General features: G+C 45.0%; 22 protein-coding genes. 12 read left to right on the top strand and 10 right to left on the bottom strand.

Annotation, left to right across the window (positions count from 1 at the left end; all coding sequences use genetic code 11):
• Nucleotides 1–72: 72 nt before the first annotated feature.
• The 6 genes from R7040_RS05020 to R7040_RS04995 form a co-directional block, all read right to left on the bottom strand.
• A complete protein-coding gene (locus R7040_RS05020; RefSeq protein ID WP_005480243.1) occupies nucleotides 73–1,413 on the bottom strand; it encodes an MFS transporter in 1,341 nt (446 codons plus the stop codon).
• A 6-nt stretch (nucleotides 1,414–1,419) separates the two neighbouring features.
• On the bottom strand, nucleotides 1,420–2,922 hold the full coding sequence (uhpB, locus tag R7040_RS05015; RefSeq protein WP_064354809.1) for a signal transduction histidine-protein kinase/phosphatase UhpB: 1,503 nt from the start codon (nucleotides 2,920–2,922) through the stop codon (nucleotides 1,420–1,422).
• Nucleotides 2,922–3,530: a transcriptional regulator UhpA gene (gene uhpA / locus R7040_RS05010; protein WP_005376090.1), complete on the bottom strand. Its 609-nt coding sequence runs from the start codon at nucleotides 3,528–3,530 to the stop codon at nucleotides 2,922–2,924. Before uhpA ends, uhpB begins: the two co-directional genes overlap by 1 nt.
• A gap of 138 nt (nucleotides 3,531–3,668) precedes the next feature.
• A complete protein-coding gene (gene uhpT, locus R7040_RS05005) occupies nucleotides 3,669–5,063 on the bottom strand; it encodes a hexose-6-phosphate:phosphate antiporter (protein WP_005479317.1) in 1,395 nt (464 codons plus the stop codon).
• Nucleotides 5,064–5,469: 406 nt separating this feature from the next.
• On the bottom strand, nucleotides 5,470–6,300 hold the full coding sequence (fdhD, locus tag R7040_RS05000; RefSeq protein WP_017634640.1) for a formate dehydrogenase accessory sulfurtransferase FdhD: 831 nt from the start codon (nucleotides 6,298–6,300) through the stop codon (nucleotides 5,470–5,472).
• Between the two features lie 53 nt (nucleotides 6,301–6,353).
• The gene (locus R7040_RS04995; protein WP_005376096.1) at nucleotides 6,354–7,238 is read right to left on the bottom strand and encodes a LysR family transcriptional regulator; all 885 of its coding nucleotides are present in this window, start codon (nucleotides 7,236–7,238) and stop codon (nucleotides 6,354–6,356) included.
• 667 nt (nucleotides 7,239–7,905) lie between these two features.
• Here R7040_RS04995 and R7040_RS04990 point away from each other — a divergent pair.
• Together R7040_RS04990 and R7040_RS04985 are read left to right on the top strand one after the other, a co-directional pair.
• Nucleotides 7,906–10,230 (top strand): FdhF/YdeP family oxidoreductase, encoded by a 2,325-nt coding sequence (locus R7040_RS04990; protein ID WP_064354808.1) that lies wholly within the window; start codon nucleotides 7,906–7,908, stop codon nucleotides 10,228–10,230.
• Between the two features lie 195 nt (nucleotides 10,231–10,425).
• Nucleotides 10,426–10,902 carry a DM13 domain-containing protein gene (locus R7040_RS04985; RefSeq protein ID WP_005376099.1) on the top strand — a complete coding sequence of 159 codons (477 nt, stop codon included), beginning with the start codon at nucleotides 10,426–10,428 and terminating at the stop codon, nucleotides 10,900–10,902.
• A 198-nt stretch (nucleotides 10,903–11,100) separates the two neighbouring features.
• Here R7040_RS04985 and R7040_RS04980 read toward each other — a convergent pair whose 3' ends face one another.
• Nucleotides 11,101–11,550, bottom strand: a complete 450-nt coding sequence (locus tag R7040_RS04980; protein WP_053303648.1) for a YkgB family protein — start codon at nucleotides 11,548–11,550, stop codon at nucleotides 11,101–11,103.
• Nucleotides 11,551–11,697: 147 nt separating this feature from the next.
• Between R7040_RS04980 and R7040_RS04975 the strand changes: the two genes are divergently transcribed.
• Together R7040_RS04975 and R7040_RS04970 are read left to right on the top strand one after the other, a co-directional pair.
• Nucleotides 11,698–12,498 carry a PhzF family phenazine biosynthesis protein gene (locus tag R7040_RS04975; RefSeq protein ID WP_064354807.1) on the top strand — a complete coding sequence of 267 codons (801 nt, stop codon included), beginning with the start codon at nucleotides 11,698–11,700 and terminating at the stop codon, nucleotides 12,496–12,498.
• 136 nt (nucleotides 12,499–12,634) lie between these two features.
• Nucleotides 12,635–13,333, top strand: coding sequence for an aspartate/glutamate racemase family protein (locus R7040_RS04970; protein WP_017820174.1), 699 nt, complete (start codon nucleotides 12,635–12,637; stop codon nucleotides 13,331–13,333).
• Nucleotides 13,334–13,400: 67 nt separating this feature from the next.
• Here R7040_RS04970 and R7040_RS04965 read toward each other — a convergent pair whose 3' ends face one another.
• On the bottom strand, nucleotides 13,401–15,104 hold the full coding sequence (locus R7040_RS04965; protein ID WP_258470672.1) for an FAD-dependent oxidoreductase: 1,704 nt from the start codon (nucleotides 15,102–15,104) through the stop codon (nucleotides 13,401–13,403).
• Nucleotides 15,105–15,255: 151 nt separating this feature from the next.
• Here R7040_RS04965 and R7040_RS04960 point away from each other — a divergent pair, with 151 nt between their 5' ends.
• The 3 genes from R7040_RS04960 to R7040_RS04950 are packed head-to-tail and all read left to right on the top strand — an operon-like array spanning nucleotide 15,256 to nucleotide 16,420.
• Nucleotides 15,256–15,546 carry an ArsR/SmtB family transcription factor gene (locus R7040_RS04960; protein WP_005376206.1) on the top strand — a complete coding sequence of 97 codons (291 nt, stop codon included), beginning with the start codon at nucleotides 15,256–15,258 and terminating at the stop codon, nucleotides 15,544–15,546.
• Between the two features lie 5 nt (nucleotides 15,547–15,551).
• A complete protein-coding gene (locus R7040_RS04955) occupies nucleotides 15,552–15,965 on the top strand; it encodes a YeeE/YedE family protein (protein WP_373417491.1) in 414 nt (137 codons plus the stop codon).
• Between the two features lie 14 nt (nucleotides 15,966–15,979).
• A complete protein-coding gene (locus tag R7040_RS04950) occupies nucleotides 15,980–16,420 on the top strand; it encodes a YeeE/YedE family protein (protein ID WP_017820171.1) in 441 nt (146 codons plus the stop codon).
• A 36-nt stretch (nucleotides 16,421–16,456) separates the two neighbouring features.
• On the opposite strand, the gene R7040_RS04945 is transcribed toward R7040_RS04950, so the two are convergent.
• Nucleotides 16,457–17,320 (bottom strand): endonuclease/exonuclease/phosphatase family protein, encoded by an 864-nt coding sequence (locus R7040_RS04945; RefSeq protein ID WP_025767757.1) that lies wholly within the window; start codon nucleotides 17,318–17,320, stop codon nucleotides 16,457–16,459.
• Nucleotides 17,321–17,629: 309 nt separating this feature from the next.
• Here R7040_RS04945 and nrdD point away from each other — a divergent pair, with 309 nt between their 5' ends.
• Nucleotides 17,630–19,750 carry an anaerobic ribonucleoside-triphosphate reductase gene (gene nrdD / locus R7040_RS04940; protein WP_005388026.1) on the top strand — a complete coding sequence of 707 codons (2,121 nt, stop codon included), beginning with the start codon at nucleotides 17,630–17,632 and terminating at the stop codon, nucleotides 19,748–19,750.
• Nucleotides 19,751–19,833: 83 nt separating this feature from the next.
• Complete coding sequence (gene nrdG / locus R7040_RS04935; RefSeq protein ID WP_005376213.1) at nucleotides 19,834–20,304, top strand: anaerobic ribonucleoside-triphosphate reductase-activating protein; 471 nt, start codon at nucleotides 19,834–19,836, stop codon at nucleotides 20,302–20,304.
• Nucleotides 20,305–20,388: 84 nt separating this feature from the next.
• On the opposite strand, the gene R7040_RS04930 is transcribed toward nrdG, so the two are convergent.
• Nucleotides 20,389–21,774 (bottom strand): MATE family efflux transporter, encoded by a 1,386-nt coding sequence (locus tag R7040_RS04930; protein ID WP_206225686.1) that lies wholly within the window; start codon nucleotides 21,772–21,774, stop codon nucleotides 20,389–20,391.
• Between the two features lie 120 nt (nucleotides 21,775–21,894).
• Between R7040_RS04930 and R7040_RS04925 the strand changes: the two genes are divergently transcribed.
• The 3 genes from R7040_RS04925 to R7040_RS04915 all read left to right on the top strand — a co-directional run bounded on the left by R7040_RS04925 (nucleotide 21,895) and on the right by R7040_RS04915 (nucleotide 24,790).
• Nucleotides 21,895–22,752, top strand: coding sequence for an AraC family transcriptional regulator (locus tag R7040_RS04925; protein WP_025767758.1), 858 nt, complete (start codon nucleotides 21,895–21,897; stop codon nucleotides 22,750–22,752).
• A gap of 155 nt (nucleotides 22,753–22,907) precedes the next feature.
• Nucleotides 22,908–24,095, top strand: a complete 1,188-nt coding sequence (locus tag R7040_RS04920; RefSeq protein ID WP_025767759.1) for an aromatic amino acid transaminase — start codon at nucleotides 22,908–22,910, stop codon at nucleotides 24,093–24,095.
• An 11-nt stretch (nucleotides 24,096–24,106) separates the two neighbouring features.
• Complete coding sequence (locus R7040_RS04915) at nucleotides 24,107–24,790, top strand: ATP-dependent zinc protease (protein ID WP_213967854.1); 684 nt, start codon at nucleotides 24,107–24,109, stop codon at nucleotides 24,788–24,790.
• Nucleotides 24,791–24,834 lie beyond the last annotated feature (44 nt).

Raw genomic sequence — 24,834 nt, 5'->3', positions numbered from 1 at the left:
GAGATACGTTAAATAAGGAGGGCGAGCGCGGTTAGGTCACTCGCCAATTTGCCCTAAGGGCGATAAGTCGATTTACAACCGAGGCTTTGGTTCGAGTGGTTTTCGTGATGGCTGCGCTTGCAAAAATGGCAGCAACAAAAGGCCAATGACGGCTGCACAAACTGAAATGGTGATGAAGAAACCCGTCCAATGATATTCTTCAAGAATTAACGCCAGTGGATAACCAGACAATGCTGCGCCCATGTAGGCGAACAAGCCCACGAATCCTGTTGCCGCGCCGGCAGAATCTTTGTGAGAGCACTCCGCCGCCGCCATACCGATCAGCATTTGTGGTCCAAAAACAAAGAAGCCGATGGAGAACAATCCCGCCGCTTGGAATGCAAAGTTGGTCAGAGGCATCAGCCAAAGCGCAGAGACAGATAAGAAAATCCCAATCGCGAACAGCAAGTTCATTGGCCCACGGTTACCGCCAAAGAGTTTGTCTGAGCCCCAACCCGCAACCAATGAACCAACAAAACCGCCGATTTCAAACATAGACAGAGCAGCGTTGGCGTTAATCAGGCTATAGTGATGCTGCTCGGTCAAGTACAGGTTTCCCCAGTCATTGATTGCGGTACGAACGATGTAAACCAACACATAACTGAACGCGAGCAGCCAGATGTATTTGTTGTTAAATACGTACGATTTCAGAATTTCGCGGTAGGTGAGGCCACGTCCGTAATTTTCTTGCGCAAGTTCTAGCGCGTCGTTGCGCCATTGGCCGACACTTGGTAAACCCATTGTTGTGGGTTTGTCGCGCAATCGCCAACAAACGAATAGACCGAGTAATACACCGATGATGCCGGGTAGAATAAAACCTTCACGCCAGCTGTAGTGCAACGTTAAATAGCCCACCAAAATAGGGATCAGCGCGCCACCAACGTTGTGTGCGGTGTTCCAAATCGCCCATAAGAAGCCACGCTCGGAACGTGAATACCAAGTCGTTAACAGCTTGGAGCATGAAGGCCAGCCCCAGCCTTGGAACCACGCGTTTAAGATCCACAGAGTAATGAAAGCCGCGAGTGAGCTAGAAAAGCCGAACGCGATGTTGACCAGACCTGTCGCAATCAATCCTAATCCCATGAAATAACGAGGATTAGAGCGATCCGAAATCGTGCCAGAAATAAACTTCGAGCAGCCGTAGGTGATGTAGAAAAGCGTACCGATAAGACCCAAATCGCCTTTATCTAAGCCAAGATCGGTAATCATCGCTGGTGCGGCGTAGTTAAAGGTCTTACGGGTAAAGTAGAAACCTGCGTAGCCGATGTACATCCCCAACATAATGTGCAAACGCCAATGGCGGTAACGCTGGTCGATTTGCTCGTTGCTTAGACTCGGTTGAGTAAATTTAGGTGAACGTAAAAATCCAAACATCTTGAGTTACACCTTAGGTAAAGTAATGCTGATTTGTGTGCCAGTCACTTGATCGCTGGTGGAGTAGATAACCATTTTTCCACCTAACGCGTGCACACGCTCTTGCATGCCGCGAACGCCCATGCCTTTCATACTCTCCTGAACTTTGAAACCGACACCATCATCGTGAATCATCAATGACATCGCCGTTTCTCCAATTGTCAGTTCAATATTGATCAACTGCGCTTCTGCGTACTTGGCTGCGTTATTCAATGACTCTTGGCATAAACGGAATAGGGTGACTTTGAGCGTGTCACTCAAGTTGGTGTAATCGCCTTGCCAGTTCAGTTGAACAGTCGTTCCGTGATTGGCAAATTCCATCTCTCGCGTCAGTTGCTCGACGGATTCTTTCAAGTCCAAATCATCCAGCATTTTTGGTCTTAGCTTGCTTAACAGTCGCTTAGTGGTGTCGTACACGTTGAGGGAAAGCCCTTCGATCATGTCGGCGCAACCCACGCGTGTTTCTGTGTTATTTACCCGCTTAATGATGTTGGCTTGTGTGCGGATTGCCGTGATGTTCTGGCCGATTTCGTCATGTAGCTCGCGCGCAATATCGCGTCTTACCGATTCTTCCGCTTTGATAAGCTGGCGAGACAAATTCTGATTGCGTGCAAGTTCGCCGCGCAGTTTGTGATTGAGGTCTTTTTGTTTCTGAACCCCTAAGCCGAGCATAATGCCGGTGATGGTTTGCGCCGAGAGAGATAATAACAAATCGGTGATTTCTAGATTTGATACGCCGCTGCGAGCCGCAATCAGAGCAATGCTGTTGAGCATGGTGGCGAGCAGGGCTCCTTGCCAGCCGTAACGAAGTGCCAACACGATGATTGGGATAGCCATACAAAATGGCGCAAATCGTTTTAGCTCTTCAGGTAAACTGGTTTGCACCAAAATACTGCCGATCAAAAGCAGCGCATAAAGCACGATATGACGCACCTGAAATACAACGGCATTACTAAGTAGGAGAGAGCTAAGCGGAGACCAACGACTTTGGAACAAATAGCTCCACAACAGGTAGCACATAGGCACCACGAGCAAGCCTCCAGAAATGCTAGCCAGCCATACCATGTAAACAGAAGGCACGTGAAATCCGACCGCCATTACGTTGATGAAGGCGGTAATGATGATCACAATGCCCATGACGGCTAAGTGGCGGTTTTGGTCACCGTAGTAGTATTTTTTCGCAATCAGAGTGACCGGGATACTGGCAATGCTCGCAATCAGCACGGTAAGCCACTGCGGTTGACCCAGTAAGATCGCAAGTGCGATGGAAAGCCCCCACTCTGAAAGATAAATCGTTGGCCAATAAGCGGTGCGAGTGTGTAGGGCGACACCTAATCGTAAAGCGAAAGGAAACAATAAGATCGCCAGCTCGGGATCATTGACAAAGTAATAGGCAATCACCCATAAGCAGAACCAGGCGCAAGCCATAACAAAAAGTCCGCAAATGGTGGTAACAGCATAAGCTCGCATTAAAAGGACTCTTGAGAAAATAGTTTGGCGAGCTCAACGTTGTTTTTCACGCCGAGTTTGTCGATGGCATTCGCACGATGAACATGCACAGTCTTGTGGCTCAAGCCAAGCTCTGCCGCGACAGACTTTACATCCAACCCAGTGGCAAGTAGCTGACATACCTCGTTTTCACGTTTTGTCAGTTGGCATAGAGAGGTGGTGTTGTCGCTAGGCGTTGCAAGTTTAAGTGCAATATCTGATGTGAGGTAACAGCCGCCAGAAGCACTGGTTCTCACAGCTTGAATAAGTTCGTCTGGGCTACAGCGTTTACTAAGATAGCCTTTTGCACCTAGCTTTAGTGATTTTTCCACCATCGCAGGGGAGTCATGCACGCTAAGCATCACGCAGGCAATGCCAGTTGGTATTTCGCTGAGAAAGTTTAAGCCGCTTTCATCTGGCATGGAAATATCTAGGATGACGACGTGTGGGTGTACCGCAGGCAACCCTTTTCGCGCTTCGGCGACAGAGCCGAATTCACCAACAACGGTAATATCACTTTCTAAATTTAATAATTGTGCGAAACCTGAACGCACGATGACGTGATCATCAACTAGAGCAACATGAATCATTATTACAACCAAATAGAGCAGACGACTAACAACAATAAGCTCCAACAGGAGCTAATAGAAAAATCTTTAATGATACTGAATTGAGCCATGCTTTTTAATGATCTTGCGCGCTTTACCGAAGTAAAGCGCGCAGAGAAGTTAGGCTTGGTTTTGTGCAAGTTGAAGCTTCTTCGCGTGTCGAATCTTCTTCTCTTCCGCGATAGCGACGAAAGCAAGCAAAACAATACAAATCATGGCGGAGGTATCTAGGGCTGCGAAGGTACCTTTCCAGCCTGTTAAACCGAAGATTGGTGTACCGTCTGCAATCATACCGAGACCAAGTTTCGCGAAGCTGTCACCGATTAGGTAAGCGAATGTACCTTTCACACCGTCAGCCACACTGATTGCTTTTTTAGGAACAAAACCAACCGCGGCAACACCGATAAGAAGTTGCGGACCAAACACCAAGAAACCAAGTACGAATAGAGATGACAAGTACATGAATTCATTTGTTGCGTGTTGGTAGAACTCAAGCGATACGATGATCAAACCAAGAGACACACAAGCAACCAATGCGCGGCGACCGTTTGCTAGGTCAGATAAGTAACCCCACATCAAAGTACCCACAAGCGCACCGACTTCGAACAGAGTAAAGCCAGAGATTGCCGTTTCTTTTGACAGACCAAGCTCTTGGTACGCGTATACCGTTGACCATTGGTCGATACCAATACGCACGATGTAAAGGAAGATGTTGGCAAAGCAAAGTAGCCAGATAACTTTGTTTTTAAGAACGTATTCAACAAAGATTTCTTTTTTGGTCATCTGGTTTTCTTCAGCGGCGGTGTCTTCTTCACTCACTGCTTCATCGAAAAGTTCTTCTACTTTACCTAGACCGTAAGCTTCTGGTGAGTCGCTACCAAAGCGCATACCGATAAAACCAACGATGATCGCGATGATAGAAGGGAACACGAACATGCCGATTACGTGTCCGTCGAATAGGTAGTTGGCACCGAAAAGAGCAACACCCGCTGCGCCCGCACCACCAACGTTGTGTGACATGTTCCACAAGCCTAGGTAAGAGCCGCGTTTGTTACGAGGTGTCCATTTTGTAATGGTTGAGTAACTAGAAGGGCCACCAGTACTTTGGAAGAAACCACTCAGAGCGTAGAAAGCCACCATCAAGAACAGGCTTGCACTACCGCCGCCCATGCTGAAGCTGAAACCAAGCATTGCAAGACCAGAAAGGATCAGCATAAAAGGGAGGAATTGCTTGGTGTTCTTACCGTCAGCGTAGTAAGACACAACGGTTTTACCGATGCCGTATGTGATGGAGAAGCCAAGGCCAATAAGACCTAGGTCTGTCATGCTCAAACCGTAAGTTGAGATCATGTCGTTTTGCGCGACATTGAAGTTCTTACGAATCAAGTACATGGTTAGGTAGCCGATAAATACGACCAAGTAAGATTGGATGAACGGTTTAAACCACATCTTTCTTCTAACTTCGACAGGAAGATCGAGGGTCGGCTTCCGCACCTGTTCGAGGAATTTTAACATGATGAACTCTCTTGTAATTGTTTTAGAAACACAACGGCGGCCGTTATGCGCTCTTGTTACCTTTGACTGAGCGGAATTCTAGAGAGTGGTTTTGTAAGGCACATGAGATGGTTGCCTAGATCGGCTAGGAAAAATTCCTAGAAATGCCTAGGAAGGCGGAAAAGCGTGAAAAGAGTCACACAAAATCCTTACTAATTTATGGGTTTTTGACAGGGTTCTTATCGGGTTGGAAAGCGTTCAAATGCAAGCAGGTTAATATACGCAAGCTTAGTGCTGACAAGGGGTGAGCACGTTTGGTTGGAGAGAATAGTGTCTTGTCGCTAAGTATCAATTGGGAACGAGAAGCAAACAACAGAGACCCAGAGGTCTCCGTTAGAAATATTAGGAATTCGATTAGGTTGACGTGTTAAGGCGCGGGGCTGTATAGACGCGGCGAGCCGTGTTTTGGCAAGTGAATTAGGTTCAAATGGTTTCTTCTTGCCCATTCGACAGTTAACGCTGTAGGCGCAGATAAGCAAACCAGAGTGGGGATACGCGCGCGAACGGCTTTGTGGATCAACTCCAAGCTGCAACGGCTTGTCATGATTGCGAAGCCACTTTGAGGCTCGATGTGATTGTTGGTCAATGCGCCAATCAACTTATCTAGCGCGTTGTGACGGCCGATGTCCTCTCGGCACAACTTGATGTTGCCTTGTAAATCTGCAAATAAAGCGGCGTGTAACGCGCCAGATTCACGTGCGGCTTCTTGATGCAGTGCGACTTTGTCTCGCAGCCCTTCGAATACATCGGAGCGCGGAGGAAGAGACGGTGTTAGCGGTGCCAAATCAGGCAAAGCTTGTTCCAGAGCCTCTACACCACAAATGCCGCATCCGGTTGTGCCGGCAAGATTTCGGCGCTGTGTTTTTAGCGCCCAGAAAGCGCGGTTGCTGATTTCCACTTCCGCATAGTGAGATTCGTGATCGCCACCAATTTCAATGTCTTTAATCTCTTTGAAATCGTGGACGATGCCTGTGCTTAGGCTAAATCCTTTCACGAAGTCTTCCAGATGGCCTGGCGTCACCATCATGACCGCTTGGCTAATGCCGTTATAGCTGATAGCTAAGGCGGATTCACTCGCCAGCGACATTTGTTGCACTGGGCGGCCATCAATCAATTCTCGGTAATTGAACGCACTTGGTTGAGGTGGTGCTTGATTGAAATCGGACAGTTCAAAATAAGATTGAGTAGTACATCTCATGAAATCACCTCATAAGCCGTTATGTATGCCAAACATTGACGTGTGGGTTGTTGTTATCGATTGAATATGTTTTTTGCTTCTGCGAAGCACTGATCGGTTAGCGCGGAGAAGGGTTCTTGTTTTCGCTTTAACAAACCTAGTGGGGCGTGAACGGCGGCTTCTTCGATAGGGATAATGCGAAGCGTATCGTTCAACTCTTCTAATCCACAGTTCAGCGGCATAATGGCGCAACAAAGGCCACTGGTTACTGCTTGGATCAAGTGAAAGGTGGAGTTACTTTCAATGACGGTTTGCGGAACTAGCCCTTTACTCACAAAGCTAAGATCAATTGAGTGGCGATAGTGCATACCCTTCGAAAGCAGCCCTAGCGGAATGTTATTGAGTGACTCCCACAACACTTCAGATTCGGCAAAATCAAAATGACGCTCATCGAATAAAACGCCAAGTTTGGTCGAGTCGAGCTCGATAACATCGAAGTAAGCGGTGTTAACTTGATCGACATAACACATCCCCAAATCTAGTTGATTGCGATTGAGTTGGTCTATGATCTGTTCGGTCGTCATGGAGAGTATTTGAAAGCGTAACTCAGGGAACTGGTGAGCTAATGGTTTGAGCAATTGCATCGGGTTTTGGCTGGCGAGTGGCACCATTCCAAGCCGAAGAGAGCCGACCAACTGACCACGGCAGTTGGCGGCTTCAGCTTGCAATCCATCATGAGCGGCTAAGACGGTTTTTGCCCAAGCTAAAATGCGTTCTCCTGCTTCAGTAAACCCTTCAAATCGTTGACTTCTTTGGATTAATTCGAGATCGAGTTCTTCCTCTAAGCTTCGGATTCTCATGGACAAGGTAGGCTGCGTAATGTGGCACAATGCGGCGGCTTGACCAAAGTGTTTGGTCTGTTCAAGTGCGATGAGATATTTAAGTTGTTTGATATCCATAATGGCTTGTTAACCTTGCGTTGTGAGTCACATGTACGGGGGGAACTCCCTAAAAAGGGCACAGCACTACCGTACTTTTTAAGCGCTGGAGCGTTTTAACTGGGGAATGGAAAACCAAAACCAAGTCAAGAATAAAACCACACTCAAAATTGATCTGAATCAAGGCTATTCCTGATATTAATTAGGGTCAAATTTAAAGTATCTATAGTGTGATAGATATTATCTATTATCAAGAGGGCCGATTTTATTGAGTTCGTTAAGCGAACTAGGTGGAATCTGATGGGAAAACGATTAACCTCATAAATTGTATTGATTAAAAATGTGACGACCGTCAGTGGAAAAATTCGTCATAGATTTTGCTTATCACTCGGTCAGGATTATCAATTGGACGCATATTGAATAACGACTTAATCTTTGATTTAGATCAAGGCGCAACAATGCGAATTGAATCTAACAGTCTTAGAAACAGTAGGCGGGTATCCGATATCAAGAATCTAGATAAGTAAACGCTCGGACAAGCGAGAGCATGTTGAGTGGTTACTTATTTGGATTAAAAAATACATGGATTAGAAACTAAGCCCTTCAATACTTCCGCATTATCTAAATAAATAACGCGCTTGTTTTCACGGGCACCCTGCTTGCTGGTATATCTGCGAGGAGTAAAGTCGTGAGCCAAAAAGAACAAATAAAAACATACAAAGGTCCAGCTGGTGGTTGGGGTGCACTGAAAGCCGTAACCAGAAGTTGGTGGGGCAGTGAAAATGCAGTTAAAAACATTCGCACCATGCTCAAAACCAACCAAAATGGCGGTTTCGACTGCCCGGGATGTGCATGGGGTGAGTCGCCAGATAGTGGTAAAGTCAATTTTTGTGAGAATGGCGCGAAAGCAGTAAACTGGGAAGCGACCAATCGTCTGGTTGATCCTGAGTTTTTTGCCAATCACAGCGTTTCTTCTCTCTCAACGCAAACCGATTACTGGTTGGAATACCAAGGCCGTATCACGCACCCAATGCGATACGATGCTGAATCCGATCACTATGTGCCAGTCTCTTGGGATGAGGCTTTTGCACTTGTCGCGAAACATCTCAATCAATTGGATTCACCACACCAAGCTGAGTTTTATACCTCTGGTCGTGCAAGCAACGAAGCGGCGTTTTTGTATCAGCTATTTGTGCGCGCATTCGGTACCAATAACTTTCCAGATTGTTCCAACATGTGCCACGAAGCCAGTGCTATCGGGATGAAAGACACCATTGGCGTTGGTAAAGGCACAGTGATCTTTGATGATTTTGAAGAAGCTGATGCGATTTTCGTGATTGGTCAAAACCCGGGCACGAACCACCCACGAATGCTTGAACCTCTGCGCGAAGCGGTGAAACGTGGTGCACAGGTTATCTGTCTAAACCCGCTGAAAGAGCGCGGATTAGAGCGTTTCCAAAACCCACAAATGCCGATTGAGATGTTGAGTAATGGCTCAGAGCCTACAAACACGGCGTACCTGCGTCCTGCTTTGGGCGGAGACATGGCAGTATTTCGTGGCATCGCGAAATTCTTGTTGCAATGGGAACGCGAGGCATTGCAAAACGGTGGAAAAGCGGTATTTGATCGTGAATTCATCAAGCAACACACAACAGGTATTGATGAGTATTTGGCTGAAGTGGACGCAACCTCTTGGGAACACATCGCGGAACAATCGGGTCTTGATTTAAGTGAAATCGAGATGGTGGCGAGCATGTATCGACGTGCAGAACGTGTGATCATGTGTTGGGCGATGGGGTTGACTCAGCATCGTCACTCTGTACCAACCATTAAAGAAGTCGCAAACGTGCAAATGTTACGAGGTAACGTTGGTAAGCCGGGCGCGGGTCTTTCACCAGTACGTGGTCACAGTAACGTTCAGGGCGACCGTACGATGGGCATTGATGAAAAACCTTCAGATCTGTTGTTGGATCGCATTGAAAGTCGATTTAACTTTGCCGTCCCGCGCGGTGAAGGCCACAACACTGTGCAAGCCATTAAAGCGATGGAAGAAGGGCAAGCGAAAGTATTTATCGGTTTGGGCGGTAACTTTGCACAAGCAACGCCAGACACAGAACGTACGCACAACGCGATGCGAAACTGTAATTTAACCGTACACATTTCGACGAAGTTAAATCGTTCTCACCTTGTCACAGGTAAAGATGCGCTTATTCTTCCGTGCTTAGGCCGTACCGAGATTGATCAGCAAGCAACTGGCCCACAAGGCGTGACGGTTGAAGATACTTTCAGCATGGTGCATATCTCATTTGGTCAGCTAAAACCGCGTTCGGAGCATTTGCGTTCAGAACCAGCGATTATTGCCGGTATTGCCAATGCTACACTCGGGGCAAAACCAATTGATTGGTTGTGGGCGATTGAAGATTACGACCGTATTCGCGATTTGATTGCCGACACGATTCCGGGCTTTACCGACTTTAACCATAAGCTTAAACACCCGGGTGGATTCCACTTGGTAAACCCAGCTGCTGAGCGTCGATGGAATACACCAAGCGGCAAAGCACAGTTCAGCTCTAGCGAGTTGCCGAAGCAGTTGATCAGCGAAGCGATACTCGAAAAAGGCCAAAAGCCAGATTTGATCTTGCAAACCATGCGCTCACACGACCAATACAATACGACACTTTACGGCTTGAATGACCGTTATCGTGGAGTATTTGGTATGCGCGAAGTGCTGTTTATCAATGAAGCGGATATTCGTAAACTCGGTTTTGAACCGGGCGACAAAGTGGACATGGTGTCATTGTGGGAAGATGGCGTTGAGCGCCGTGTGAGCGGATTTACGCTTGTTGCCTATGATGTACCAGCAGGTCAGGCGGCGGCTTACTATCCAGAAACAAACCCATTAGTTCCTTTGGACAGTTATGGGGATAGAACGTTTACGCCAACCTCTAAGTTTATTGCGATAAAATTGGAAAAATCGACATCCGATAAGATCGCTTTGGTGGAAGCGGAATAGTGACCAAACCGGCACAACGACATTTCCGATAAGCAAACGGCTGATATTAATTATCAGCCGTTTTTAATTGCGCTCAGTCTGCATTTAGTGCGCATAGCTTGTGTATAATGTTAATGACATTATGCTGCTCGATAATAGACAGATAAGGCCGATTTGAATCTAATTTCAAGTAGTAAAACTAATAAGAAGATGCTTATGACCTTGAAAAATATAATTAAATTAACAATCAGTCACTTAGTGGCAGTTTCTATTGGCATTGCGATAGGTATCTATACTTTACCGATCCTTATTGCACCACCTGCGCCGACCGATGAACAAGTTGCTAAGAGCAAGCAAGGTGCAGAATACAGCGCAGTGTTTAAGAGGGAACTCAAAGGTAGCGACGCTTTTCATTGGGGAGAGGGAGAAATTCATTTGAGTTCTGAAGTCATTACGTTGGTAGGAAAACTCGCTCCCGGACCAGACTATAAACTCTATCTATCTCCTAAGTTTGTCGAAACGGAACAAGAGTTTAATGACCTTAAATCTGAGATGAGCTTAATTGGTGATGTCAAAACGTTCGATAACTTCGTTGTTGAGGTTCCTCAAAGCACTTCAATTTCTGAATACAATACGGTTGTTGTATGGTGCGAGACATTCGGTGAGTTCATTACTTCGGCAAAGTATCAATAAACCTTAGCAGTAGAGTAAAAGGCTTTTCTTTTCACTTTACGCTAGGATGTTGTTTCGCATCATTAGAAGGCAAAGACTCTTAAACATTCTAAATTTAAGAGTCTTTGTTTAGAGTTATTGACAGAACCATTCGACTTGTAAGTCGTTTGCACCTTTCAGGCTACGTTCTGGAAAAACAAGATTTCGAACTATTTAGAGTTATTCTCTGTTTGGCTTGTTTCGTTCGATGACGCTAATCGCAATGGCTAAAAATAGAATATCTTTTACTAAAAAGAAGTTTGTCACCAAAACCCCATCAGACACTTTCCATGTATTCGGTGTTGTAATTAGAAAGCTGAGTGTCGCAAGAAAAATAATTGCGGCGGCTATGCCAGAAAAATAAGCGACTCGTGTGTTTTTAAGGCCAACGATTAATCCAATAGCGACAATGATTTCTGTTGCGCCAATGATGTTTGATACGGTTTGAACTGACATCACATCATACAACCAACTCATCAGAAAATGATTTTCAACGAGCGGTTGTATAAGCTTGGCCTCTGTAGGTGTGAATTTATAAATACCAATCCATATTAGAACTAAAGAAACGCCGAAAACTCCGATAAGATATCCAATTGAGTCACATTGATGATGGCTTTTTACGTTTTGCATAATTAACTACATTCTCCTGTTTGTTAGCGCTTCCAACAAGACCTATAAGGTTGGTAGAAAATTTCATAGGTTTTTTTTGCTCAAACAACAGATATTAAAAATCACGTGATACAGAATTACGTGTTTGATAGAACTTAAGGATATTTCGTGGAAGTTAAAATTTTTCAGGTTGACTCGTTTACATCAGAGGTTTTCAAAGGTAATCCCGCGGGTGTTTGTATCACAGAGTCAAGCCTTGATGAGGAAACGATGTTGGCCATCGCGGCCGAGATGTCGTTATCTGAAACGGCATTTCTGTCACTCAGTACAATGCAACTTCGTTGGTTTACACCGAGGACGGAAGTTGCTTTGTGTGGACACGGCACACTTGCAACGGCGCACGTTCTGAAAGAGCAGGGGTTATATAATACTGGAGATACGATTGAGTTCGTTACGCTATCTGGGGTTTTAACTGCACAACTCGATCATGAAGAAATTCATTTGGTGTTTCCTGCTCCAACTTTAGATATGCGAGCTAGTATTAACAAAGACTTACTTCATGGTTTGGGGTTAGATGCCGCCAATGTAGTCGCCTACGGTCAGTTTGATAATAAGCAGTTGGTCGTCATTAATGATGAATTTGTACTTGAACAGCTCGACCCTGATTTTGGTGCGCTGCTTAAACAAAAAGGCCGTGGCGTCGTCATCACTGCTCAATCAAGCACTGACGCCGATTTTGTCTCTCGATACTTCGCGCCTTGGGTGGGTGTTAACGAGGACCCAGTTACAGGCTCTGCACATTGCGCTTTATGTGTTTACTGGGCTAAAAAGCTCAACAAAAAGCAACTGAAAGGCTTCCAAGCCTCTAAGAGAAGTGGGGTCGTTCATACAGAGTTGTTAAGCATTGAGCACGTTAAACTTTCTGGAAGTGCGGTAACTATATTGCGAGGATATATGAGAATCGCGTAGCGGTCCCTGTGGGAATGATTTTATTTTCGTGTTACCCAATGCTCAATAGTGAATACGCTTGAATGCTTCTTATTTAAGTGGTTAATTTTGTTTGTAACCCCCCTGACACGGTGGTGTATAACGATTGGAGAGTTATATGAAAACTATCGGCCTTCTAGGTGGTATGAGCTGGGAGTCGACGCTTAGTTATTACAAATTGATCAACGAAGGAGTCAAAGAGGCGTTAGGCGGCCTAAATTCCGCAAAAATTTGTATGTATAGCGTGAATTTTTCGGAGATAGAGAAACTTCAACATCAAGGTAAATGGGAAGAAACGGCAAGCATTCTATCTGATGCTGCATCTTCAATAGAAAAAGGGGGCGCTGACTTCATTCTTATTTGTACTAACACAATGCACAAAGTTGCGCCTCAAATTGAAGCCAGTATTAATATCCCCATACTACATATCGCAGACGCGACTGCTGAGTTACTTCGTGAGAAAGGGGTTCAAAAGGTCGGACTCCTTGGTACTCAATTCACAATGGAGCAAGACTTTTATAAAGGAAGGCTTTCCGACCGTTATGGGCTTGATGTCGTCATTCCCGATCAAGACGACCGCTCTAAAGTACATAACATTATTTATAAAGAGTTATGCCAAGGTGAAATCAAAGAGGAGTCAAGGACGATATACTTGCAAATTATTGAAAAACTAAAAGAGCACGGAGCTGAAGCTGTGATTCTCGGGTGCACTGAAATTGCCTTACTTGTAAACCAAAGTCACACCGAGGTTACACTACTTGATACAACTTCTATCCATGCTCAAGCAGCAGTCCGTTTGGCAATTGAAGGTGAATGATCTACGCTTTCTTTCCTGCAAAAAAAGAGAAAACCAAGCACGTGGTTTTCTCTTTTTTATTATCAAGTTATAAGCGAGCAAATTTGAGAGTTCTGTATCCACCAATCAAGTTGCGGGCTTTGTAACCATTGTTGACCAGCTGACGGTATGCTACGTTACCGCGTAACCCAACTTGACAGTAAATCACGATCTCTTTGTCTTTAGGAAGTTCGTGCATGCGACGACGTAGTTGATCGACAGGAATATTAATTGCACCTTCAAGATAACCAACGGACTCCAATTCACCAGGATTACGAACATCAAGTAACAGTTGGTCTTCTGTCAGTGAATCCATTTCATCATAATGAATCGCGGTCGCATCGCCTTTGATGATGTTATTTGCCACAAACGCCGCTTGGTTAATTACATCTTTAGCAGAGCCATAAGGTGGCGCGTAAGTTAGCTCAAGGTGTTGCAGTTGTTCTACCGTCATACCAGCACGCTGAGCAACTGCCATTACGTCGATACGTTTATCAACACCGTCTTTACCTACTGCTTGCGCACCTAATATTTTACCTGTTACTGGATCAAACAGCATTTTGAATGACACGGTTTCTGCACCTGGGTAGTAACTCGCGTGACTTGCTGTATGCACATACACTTTTTCATAAGCGATGTTTTCACGTTTCAGCTGTTTCTCGTTTTTACCAGTAGAAGCGACGGCTAAATCAAAGATCTTACAGATCGCCGTGCCTTGCGTACCTTGGTAAGTTTCTTGGCGGCCAAGCATGTTGTCTGCTGCCATTCGGCCTTGACGGTTTGCCGGGCCCGCAAGTGGCACTAGAGTTTGCTCGCCAGTCACGAAGTCTTTCTCTTCTACCGCGTCGCCGACAGCGTAGATCGAAGGATCGCTGGTTTGCATGTATTCATTGGTATAAATACCACCAAGAGCGCCGATTTCTAAGCCAGCTTCTTTTGCTAATTTGGTCTCGGGGCGAACACCAATTGCCATAATCAGAATATCGGTGGTGAGTCTTTCACCATTGTTTAGTGTTAATTCCAATTCACCTTCTAGATGTTGGTGTTTTTCGCTCTCACCAGAGTCGAAACTTGCCACGTGCTCGTTAGGTACGAATTTCACCGACTCAAGTGCGACGCCAAGTTTAAGTTCGATGCCTTTCTCACGAATTTCAGCATGTGCGAAGCCAGCCATTTCTCGGTCAACGGGCGTCATCACTTGATCCGCCATTTCAACCAATGTGGTTTTTACGCCAAGCTGGTGGAAGGCTTCCATCATTTCCAAACCGATAAAACCACCGCCAACGACTGTAGCGTGTTCAACTTTGTTGGTTTCGATCGTCTTAATGATACGATCCATATCTGGAATATTACGCAGTGAGTGCGTTAACGGGTTATCAATACCGGGAATAGGCGGCACAACTGGACCTGCACCAGGGCTAAGTAGAAGGAAGTCGTAACTCTCTTGGTATTCAGAGCCATCAAGTAGGTTCTTAACCGTAACCGTTTTATCTTGGCGGTTAATTGAAACCACTTCGTTCATCACACGAACATCAACATTGAAACGCGCTAAAAAGCTCTCAGGCGTTTGAAGAAGCAGTTTGCTGCGTTCTTGGATATCGCCACCAATGTGGTACGGCAAGCCACAGTTTGCAAATGACACAAATGGACCGCGTTCAAACATAATGATTTCTGCGTCTTCACTAAGACGACGAGCGCGAGCTGCTGCAGATGCACCGCCAGCAACACCACCAATAATCACGATTTTGCTCATGGATTTCTCCTACTGAATGATCGAAAGCGTCTACACCTTACTTAAATAAATTAGCTGTGTCTAATGTTAATTTGGCTACATTAGCATTGACTTAATAATGTTAATTAGTAATATCTAATAAAAATTAACGTATTGATGAAGGGGCATAAGAATGGGCGACAGTATGCTACAAAGCGCGACCGAAGCGAGTGAGCTGCTTAAAATTATGGCTCATCCAGAGCGCCTAATCGTGATGTGTAAGCTGATTGAAGGCGAGAAAGGGGTTGGTGAACTGTTTGAAGGTTCATCATTAAGCCAATCTGCTTTTTCACAACATCTCACCGTATTGAGAAAGCACGACATTATTAAAGCTAGAAAAGTTTCTCAGCAGGTATTTTATTCAATTTCTGATGAAAGAGTTGGTCCGTTGGTTGAGGCCTTTAAGCAAGTTTTCTGTAAGTAATTAGTTTGGCGGTTGCTATGTTTGAAGTTCCTTGGATGTCGCTGTTGGGCGGCATAATAGTTGGCGTATCAGCGATAACACTGATGCTATTTACTGGCAAGACTGCTGGGATCAGTGGGATCTTAAACGGTGCCGTTGAGAGCGCAGACCGCGTTTGGCGAATTGTTTTTTTAATTGCGATGGTATTAGGTGGCTTGTTTGCTGTTTATGTTCTTGGCGGGCATGTACCAGATCAGTACAGCGGTGATCTTATTTTAGTTATCGTTGCTGGCTTGTTAGTCGGTGTTGGTACGCGTATCGGCAATGGTTGTACTAGTGGCCATGGCATTTGTGGAATAGGGCGTTTCTCAATCCGTTCTGTGGTCGCGACGTGTACTTTTATGGCCACAGCCATGTTAACCGTCTTGCTAGTATCGTGAGGAATAGTGTCGTTATGAAAACTCACGTAATGAAAAGTATTAAGCAAATGTCCGTTGTTGCATTTTCTGGTGTGCTCTTTGGTATTGGTATGGTGGTCTCTGGTATGGCAGATCCGGCAAAAGTGATCGGCTTTCTTGATATTACCGGTTCATGGGACCCAAGCTTAGCCTTCGTTATGGGCGGAGCACTTGTTGTGTTCGTTCCTGCTTATCTTTTATTAATAAAGCCAAGAAGCGAATCTGTGTTTGGTGATGAGGTTGTCTGTCCGACTTCTAAAACGATAGACAAAAAGTTAGTCGGTGGTGCAGCACTGTTTGGTATTGGTTGGGGCTTACTGGGTGTGTGTCCTGGTCCTGCGGTTGCCAGCCTTTTTACTGGCAACACACAAGTTCTGCTCTTTATAGCGGCAATGTTGGTTGGGTCATTCACCGCTAAAAGAGTGGTTCGTCAATAAAGAAAGTACTTCAACGTTAAAAAGAGTACTTAAACGCTAAAAAGTGAGTGTCGTAGAAACCGGGCAATGGTCACTCAGTTTATAGTCGAGTACATCTTGTGTTTTGAAAACGGTTTGAACACCAGACGACGCCTTTAAATCACCACTCGCAATGATGTGGTCTATCACCGAGCGGAATTGGTGGGTTTTATTCGGATTACGATTAGAGCGCACTTTACATTCCGCTTTAGTGTCTTTAGTCACTAGCTTTGCACTAGTATTGTCCGATATCACGTCCCACAACCAATCTCCTTGATAACCCAAGTTGTGGTTAAAGTCGCCAAGCACGACATAATGTTGTTTGTTGTCCTCGCGCGCCTTTATCCACTTAGCTAGTGCCTGTCCTTGTTGTTTCACTATCTTACAATCGCGGTTATTACGATACGCGCCACTGCAACCCGCTTTCAGATGTACAGAGAGTAGGTGAGTCTCGTTTTCTTGGTTTGGATTTAAAACAAGGTAGCTCGCGAAGCGAAGCTTGCTGTTGCCTCGTGTGATAGAGAAGTCTGGCTTGTCTAATACGCTTACGCCATTGCGCACGGCAAAGCCTGTGTATTGGTTGGTGTCGTTAAACTGAAGGTGTCGGTTGGAGGCGTTTGAACGATCGGAAAGATAAATAGTGAAGTCATTGCCAACGGCTTTTTGGATGGCAGCAGCACTTTCGACTTCTTGAAAAGCAAAAATGTCGGCTTGTGTTTTATCCACATAGTGGGTCAGCTTTTCAAAATCTTGTGGTGTTCTCGACACTTTTCCACCATCTATAGATAACCATTCTATGTTCCAACTGGTTAGGTTGATGGAGTTTTGAGCAAATGAAAGAGAACTAAAAAGTAATATTAACGTAACAAAAAGTGATCGCATTTTGGCCTGTTGCACTCCTATCTTTTAGCGTATTCCTTTCCATCCTTTATCCTACAAGACCTCCAAAAATAGCAAGTAGATTTAGTACCAATTTTGCAATTTTCATGGTTTTCTTCGCAACTGAGATCAACGCCAATAAGATCGATTTCTTCTTGTTCGCTAGCCAATCTTTATTGATCAAAATCAATGTTTTCGAGTGGTGCTTCTCGTTAAATACGCCACAATATATTGTGTTGCCAGAATAAAAAATAACCCCATATAGTGTGTTTGTGGATAACTCTGTGAGTATGCTCGGGTAAGGAGAACAAAGTGAAACCAATCGTAATCAAACGCGACGGATCAAGAGCTCCGTTCAACAGGGATCGTATCCAAGCAGCAGTTGAAGCAGCAGCGGAAAACAAAGATAAAGATGTCGCTATTTATGCTCTTAATGTGGCTCTTGCTGTCGAGTTACAGTTAAGAGAACACGATGAAGTTCACATCCATGAGATTCAAGACTTAGTCGAAAATGAACTCATGCAAGGTCCTTACAAAGCCCTAGCGCGTTCTTACATTGAATATCGCCACGATCGCGACATCGCTCGTGAGAAGCAAAGTGCACTAACTCGCGAAATCGAAGGTTTGATTGAAGAAAGTAATCTGGATCTAATCAACGAGAACGCGAACAAAGACGGCAAAGTAATTCCGACTCAACGTGACTTGTTGGCTGGTATCGTAGCGAAACACTACGCGAAGACGCACATTCTTCCTCGCGATGTGGTTCAAGCGCACGAAGTGGGTGACATTCACTACCACGATTTAGACTACGCACCGTTCTTCCCAATGTTTAACTGTATGCTTATCGATCTTAAAGGCATGCTGACGCATGGTTTTAAAATGGGTAACGCTGAGATTGATACGCCAAAATCAATTTCGACTGCAACAGCGGTAACAGCACAAATCATTGCTCAAGTCGCGAGCCACATTTACGGCGGTACAACCATCAACCGTATTGATGAGGTTCTAGAACCGTACGTAATCACAAGCTACGAGAAACACCTAGAGATTGCAAAAGAGTGGAACATTGCTGAGCCAGAAGAGTTCGCAAAAGCGCGCACTGAGAAAGAGTGTTACGACGCATTTCAATCTCTAGAATACGAAGTAAACACGCTGCATACAGCGAACGGTCAAACCCCATTCGTTACGTTCGGTTTTGGTCTTGGTACAAGCTGGGCATCCCGCCTGATCCAGAAATCGATTCTGAAGAATCGTATTGCAGGTCTAGGCAAGAACCGTAAAACAGCGGTATTCCCTAAACTTGTATTCGGCATCAAAGATGGTTTGAACCACAAATCAGAAGATCCAAACTACGACATCAAGCAACTTGCGCTTGAGTGTGCGTCTAAGCGTATGTACCCAGACATTCTTAACTACGACAAAGTAGTGGAAGTAACCGGTTCATTCAAAACGCCAATGGGTTGCCGTAGCTTCCTTGGTACTTACGAAGAAAACGGTGAGCTGATTCACGAAGGTCGTAACAACCTTGGCGTCGTGAGCTTGAACCTTCCTCGTATCGCTATCCGTGCAAACGGAAGCGAAGAGAAATTCTACGAGCTTCTAAATGACCGCCTACGTCTTGCTCGTAAAGCACTAGAGACACGTATCTCTCGCCTTGAAAACGTGAAAGCACGTGTGGCCCCAATCCTATACATGGAAGGCGCATGTGGTGTTCGCTTGAAAGCAGACGACTCAATCGCAGATATATTCAAAAACGGTCGTGCGTCTATTTCTCTTGGTTACATCGGTGTACACGAGACAATTAACGCGCTATTCGGTACAGAAGCGCACGTTTATGATGACGCTGTTTTGCGTGAAAAAGCGGTCGCGATCATCAAGCATCTAAAAGATGCTGTGAATCAATGGGCTGACGAAACAGGTTATGGCTTCAGCTTATATGCAACGCCAAGTGAAAACCTATGTAGCCGTTTCTGCCGCATCGATGCGAAAGAGTTCGGCGTAATTGAAGGCGTAACAGACAAAGGTTACTACACCAACAGCTTCCACCTAGATGTTGAGAAGAAGGTGAACCCATACGACAAGATCGACTTTGAGATGCCTTACCCAGAAATCTCAAGCGGCGGCTTTATCTGTTACGGCGAGTTCCCGAACATGCAACGTAACGTTGAAGCACTAGAAAACGTATGGGACTACAGTTACACCCGAGTGCCTTACTACGGAACTAACACGCCAATTGATGAGTGCTACGAGTGTGGTTACAACGGTGAGTTTGACTGTACAAGTAAAGGCTTCACTTGCCCAAGCTGTGGCAACCATGATTCAACCAAAGTGTCAGTGACACGTCGTGTTTGTGGCTACCTAGGCAGCCCAGATGCACGCCCGTTTAACTTCGGTAAGCAAGAAGAAGTGAAGCGCCGAGTTAAACACCTGTAAGGTTAACTACCACTCGTTTTACACTTTGAAAATCAACTTTAAACAGGTTGATTTTCTCTTTCGCGATAACACAGAGACGCATTATGAATTACCACCAATACTATCCAATTGACGTTGTTAACGGACCGGGTACGCGCTGTACGCTGTTTGTGTCGGGTTGTGTGCATCAGTGCCGTGGCTGTTATAACCAGTCGACGCAACGTTTGGATTCTGGTGTACTTTTCACGCAAGAAGCGGAAGACAAAATCATCGCTGACTTAAACGACACGCGTATCAAACGCCGTGGCTTGTCGTTGTCGGGTGGAGATCCGCTTCACCCTGCTAATGTGCCTCATATTTTGAAGATAGTGAAAAGGGTGAGAGAGGAGTGCCCAGGTAAAGACATTTGGGTTTGGACTGGCTACACGCTGACGGAACTGAATGACGCGCAAAGGGAAGTGGTGCAATACATCGATGTTTTGATTGATGGTAAGTTTGAACAAGACAAGAAAGACCTCAATCTCGAATGGCGTGGCAGTTCAAACCAAATCATTCATCGATTTACGGACATCTAATCAAGCATTCTCCGCACATAAAAAGAGCTCACGCGTGCAGAACGGGTGAGCCCTTTTGGTGTGAGTTCGTTAATGTCTTTTTGGTTACGCTGTCACCGATTGGTCATCTTCAACCATATTATTTATCCAACGTTTAGATTGAATACGGTAAGTCGTCAGTACGCCTTTCACTAACTCTTCCGCGAGCAGAGACATCAAGACAAAATGCAAAGGCAGCCCTAACACCATGCCTGTGTAATAAGTAAGGGGGATGCCAATAGCCCACTGACCGAACGTGTCGATGAAAATGCTATAGCGAATATCAGCGCCACTCTTTAGTACGCCGCCAATCCCAACCATGTTAAACACCCTCAAAATCATACCTAGCGCCATGACTAAACATACGTTAAGTGCCATGTCTGCATCGGTTAACGGGCTCAGTACCAATAGGTGATGAATCATGGGCGAGCTCAACCACACTAGGAAAAACAGCAAGGTGGCTAAGATTGCGCTGGTTAACACATACCACCACGCCGTTTTCTCGACTCGGTCATAATGTTTTGCACCAATATCATTCCCAAGAAGAACGGATGCAGCGACCGCAAATCCCATAAAGGTTGAAATCAGTACCCCTTCAATCGGTGATAAGAATGAGATGATCGCCAGTTCTGAAACGCCCAATTGACCATAGATGATGCTGTAAACGATCAATCCACCAGTCCAAAGCGCATCGTGGACCAACATGGGTAAAGAAACCTTAAAGTACTTTTTTCGATACTGTTTTAAGCGGCCTTGTACCCAATCGAACTTAGTCGGAATTAGGTAAGCATATCGTTTGTAGAAAAAATAAATCAAGACGGCCGTTTGGAAAAATCGAGAAACAAAACTACCTACGGCTGCACCAAATACGCCCCATTGAGGGAAACCAAGTAAACCAAAAATCAATACATAATTAAGCGCGACGTTAACGACAATGGCGGAGATACTAACGTTGGTTGCCAGTTTGGTTTGGCCCACGGAGCGCAATACCGCTTCAATCGGTACTACTATCGCCGTAGCAATGAGGCTAAAGCCCGTAACCACAAGATAATCACGTGCATAAGTGACGTATTCAGGATCGTCTGACATAAAAGAGACGATCTCTTCATCAAAAATCGCATAAAGAACGATAAACGGCAGCGTCACCAAAATGGAAATAAACCAAGATTGCGCCAACGTTCTGCGAATTCCGGCTAGGTTTCCTGAGCCGTAGTATTGAGAAGCAAGTACGGTAACTGCACCGCACAGGCCAAAGACAACCGCTAGGTTGAAGAAAAAGATACGATTTCCAACTCCAACTGCTGCCGTTGCAGATTCTCCGAGTAGGCTTACCATGAAAATATCCACGACGCCGAGCAAAGCAAAAAGCATGGACTGAAGTGAAACAGGTAGGCCAATCGTAATCAGCTTTTGCCAAAATGCTTTATCGATGTATTCGCGTGTTAAGAGCATCGCATTTCTCCTTAAAGATTAATGCGAGTAGTTTATCCTCATGATTTGGCGGTGTATTTTTCAAAGGAATCCAAAACCTTTGTAAAACTCTCTACTAACGCACATGTGAGCCAATAAATCATGGAAGATAAACAAGAACGCTACGCGATTTCAGAAAAAACTTATCAAGAGTTTATTGATCACAGTCGAGTATTAGCACTTGAGGAGAGAGGCATTGTGCAGTGCGGCATTGCCACTTGTCGTGACTTCTTCTCTGTTTATCGTAAAAACCAAAAGAAACACATGCTGCTCTATACGGTGCGTGGTAAAGGGTGGCTAGAGAGTGGGACTTATCGATACGATTTGGAACCGGGCTCGTTGATTACAGTACCCGCAGGTGTTGAAAACGGTTTTGGTATAGAAGAAGAACCTTGGCAGATCGCGTGGCTTTTTCTTGCTCCTGATAGAGAGTGGCCGATATTAGAATGCGATGTTCGCTACCAGCTTTCATCTACACCTGAAGTGATGTATGCATGTATCCAAACGTTACTACGCAGCATTAACCTTCCAATCGATTATGGTGGTGCGGTAGGTGAGCATAGTGTGGCTCAGTTAGAGCTGATGTTAAACATGCCGCCCTCAGAGTCGATATCACGCAGCCAATTGAGGCTTCGGCGTGTATTTGACCTTGTCCAACGTCAGCTCCATAAGGATTGGAGCGTTGAGCAGGTGGCGGCTCTATATCCATGTTCGGAGCCTCATTTGCATCGACTGACTCAAAAGCAGTTTGGTCGAAGCCCAATGGCACATTTAACGCGTATGCGCATGGAATATGCTGCTAGGTTACTTCGTTCAACAGAATGGCCAATTCAGCATATTGGAGAAATAGTCGGATATCCGACCAGCGCTAACTTTAGTACACGTTTTAAAGCGTGGTCGACCATGACACCAAGAGAGTTTAGAAAAAACGGTAGAGTGGATTGGTACAACGAGGAGTGAATCGTTCTTTTTCTGAACGATAGAGCGCACAAAACTCACCGCAATCCAGAATTTTGTTCTCTAATTGATGAAATAAGTGAAAAATCATTTCGTCATTTTTTGCGATGGTGTTAACGTGAGGTTCGGTACTTGAATTTCAAAGGGTTATGACTTTCATGTTTTCTAATCTCCCAACTCCCGTATTAGATCCTATTTTATCTCTATCCGTTGCATACCGTAACGATGAACGTCCAAACAAGGTTGACCTTGGCATTGGCGTATACAAAAACAGCGCAGGCGAAACGCCGATTATGAAAGCCATTCAAATGGCGCAGGATGTCGTTGTTGAAACTCAAAAAACCAAGTCTTATGTTGGTCTTGCAGGTTGCGAAGAATTTAATAAAAGCATGATCAATTTGCTACTGACGGGAACGTCTGCAATGGATCGTGTTGCAGCTATTCAAACGCCAGGTGCAAGTGGTGCGCTGCGTATGCTCGGTGATCTAATGAAGATCGCACAGCCAGATACGACGGTTTGGATTTCCAACCCAAGCTACGTAAACCACAAGCCAGTGATGGAAGCAGCAGGCCTTAAAGTTAAGTTCTACCACTATTTCTCTTCGGAAACGAAACAAGTAGACACCGAAAAAATGATGGATGATCTTGCGAAAGCTGGGCCTTCAGATGTGGTACTTCTTCATGGTTGTTGCCACAACCCAACTGGTGCGGATATTGACTTCTCTGCTTGGCAAGCCATTACAGAATTGTCGCAGAAGAACGGTTTCATCCCATTTGTGGACATTGCTTACCAAGGCTTCGGTGATGGCCTAGAAGAAGACGCAAAAGGCCTTCGTTTTATGGCAGATAACGTTGAAGAGATGTTGATTACTACTTCATGTTCGAAGAACTTTGGTCTGTACCGTGAACGAACTGGTGCAGCGATTGTGGTTGGTAAGAACATGCATGATGTAACCAATGCAAAAGGTAAACTCCTCACTCTAGCTCGCTCGACTTACACGATGCCACCCGACCATGGTGCAGCTTTAGTTAAGACCATTCTGCAAGATGACAATCTCACTTCCGTTTGGAAGCAAGAATTGAGTGAAATGCAACATCGTTTGGTTAGCCTTCGTCAAAGTTTGTGTAACGAGTTGAGAAACAACCATAATACAGATCAATTTGATTTCATTGAGGGTCACAAAGGCATGTTTACTGTGCTAGGCTTTAGTGGAAACCAAATGGCGCAACTGCGTGAAGATTATGGCATTTATGGTGTTGGCGATGGTCGAATTAACATTGCCGGACTTACCGAAACTCATATTCCATACGTAGCGGACGCAATTAAGAAAGTATCTCAAGCTTAATTGGAGTGTGGATGAAAAACTGGAAACTGATTCTGCCGCTTATGATGAGCGGCAGTTTAATTGCTTGTACGTCAACTCAAACGACGCAGGAACCTGTTGAGCCAGAGTCGCCAAAGGTCGAAGAGCCCGTTAAAGTCGAGCCAGAAGTGAAACCTGATGTAGATCCAAAGCCAGAGGTGGAGCCCAAACCAGAAGCGAAACCTGAGAAAAAGCCGGAACCAAAGCCTAAGAAGCCAGTCAAGGTCACAAAAACACCCGATGGCATGTTAATTCTTGGTTCTGAAGAATGGGTTTATGTTCCTGAAATTGACCAGACTTTCAAGGCTAGAGTCGATACAGGTGCGACAACATCATCAATTAGTGCGACTGACATTGTTCCGTTTGAGCGTGATGGTAAAGACTGGGTTAAATTTAAGATAGATTTAGGTGACAAAGACACCAAAGAATTTAAAGTACCCGTTGAGCGCTGGGCTAAAGTTAAGCAGTCTTTGTCAGAAGAGGTGGATAAACGAGCGGTGGTAAAAGCCTACATTACCGTTGGGGATCACAAAGAAAAGACAGAGTTTACGTTAGCGGATCGCGGACATATGACGTTTCCAATTTTGCTTGGTCGAAGCTTTTTTAGAGATATTGCCGTTGTGGATGTATCGAAAAAATATGTGCAAGATAAACCTAAAAAAACCGCTAAAAACTGATGTATTAAAGCTAGTTTCTGCTACAAGCTAATAATTCTTGATTA

It is taken from the genome of Vibrio sp. 1069, from assembly GCF_033340555.1.
The sequence above is the reverse complement of the archived record's forward strand: the minus strand, read 5'-3'. Positions and strand labels throughout refer to the sequence as shown.